Source organism: Collinsella sp. OF02-10 (genome assembly GCF_003463445.1).
Classification (GTDB): Bacteria; Actinomycetota; Coriobacteriia; order Coriobacteriales; family Coriobacteriaceae; genus Collinsella.
This window is the reverse complement of the sequence record NZ_QSCW01000045.1, coordinates 310-1,677: the sequence shown is the minus strand read 5'-3', so window position 1 is coordinate 1,677 and position 1,368 is coordinate 310. Positions and strand designations below refer to the sequence as shown.

1 rRNA gene (only partly in view) is annotated in these 1,368 nt (G+C 65.9%); it reads right to left on the bottom strand.

From position 1 onward, the window contains the following. Positions 1-1,368: ribosomal RNA gene (locus DXA43_RS10105) — 16S ribosomal RNA — on the bottom strand (its annotated part continues 129 nt past the right edge of the window); the annotation flags it as partial.

The window sequence follows — 1,368 nt, the reverse complement described above, 5'->3', positions numbered from 1 at the left end:
CCCCCTCACCCTCCACACCTTCGGCGCCTCCCCCCTTGACGGTTGGGCCGGCGACTTCGGGTGCAGACGACTCGGGTGGTGTGACGGGCGGTGTGTACAAGGCCCGGGAACGCATTCACCGCGGCATGCTGATCCGCGATTACTAGCAACTCCGACTTCATGGGGGCGGGTTGCAGCCCCCAATCCGAACTGGGGCCGGCTTTCCGGGATCCGCTCCCCCTCGCGGGGTGGCATCCCTCTGTACCGGCCATTGTAGCACGTGTGCAGCCCAGGGCATAAGGGGCATGATGACTTGACGTCGTCCCCGCCCTCCTCCGCCTTGACGGCGGCGGTCCCGCGTGGGTTCCCGGCATCACCCGATGGCAACACGCGGCGGGGGTTGCGCTCGTTGCGGGACTTAACCCAACATCTCACGACACGAGCTGACGACAGCCATGCACCACCTGTATGGGCTCCTCTCGGCCACGGGGTCTCCCCCGCTTCACCCATATGTCAAGCCCTGGTAAGGTTCTTCGCGTTGCTTCGAATTAAGCCACATGCTCCGCTGCTTGTGCGGGCCCCCGTCAATTCCTTTGAGTTTTAGCCTTGCGGCCGTACTCCCCAGGCGGGACGCTTAATGCGTTGGCTGCGGCACGGGGGGATCGTCCCCCCACACCTAGCGTCCATCGTTTACGGCTGGGACTACCAGGGTATCTAATCCTGTTCGCTCCCCCAGCTTTCGCGCCTCAGCGTCGGTCTCGGCCCAGAGGGCCGCCTTCGCCACCGGTGTTCCACCCGATATCTGCGCATTCCACCGCTACACCGGGTGTTCCACCCTCCCCTACCGGACCCAAGCCGCGGAGGTTCCGGGGGCTTCGGGGGGTTGAGCCCCCCGCTTCGACCCCCGGCCTGCCGGGCCGCCTACGCGCGCTTTACGCCCAATGAATCCGGATAACGCTCGCCCCCTACGTATTACCGCGGCTGCTGGCACGTAGTTAGCCGGGGCTTCTTCTGCAGGTACAGTCTTGACTCTTCCCTGCTGAAAGCGGTTTACGACCCGAAGGCCTCCGTCCCGCACGCGGCGTCGCTGCGTCAGGGTTCCCCCCATTGCGCAAGATTCCCCACTGCTGCCTCCCGTAGGAGTCTGGGCCGTGTCTCAGTCCCAATCTGGCCGGTCGGTCTCTCAACCCGGCTACCCGTTGTCGGCACGGTGGGCCGTCACCCCGCCGTCTACCTGATGGGCCGCGGAGCCATCCCCTCCCGTCGGGGCTTTAGCCGGGGTGCCATGCGGCACCCCGGGGTATCCGGTATTACCCGTCCTTTCGGGCGGCTATCCCGGGGGAGGGGGCAGGTTCTCCACGTGTTACTCAGCCGTTCGCCACTCGCTTC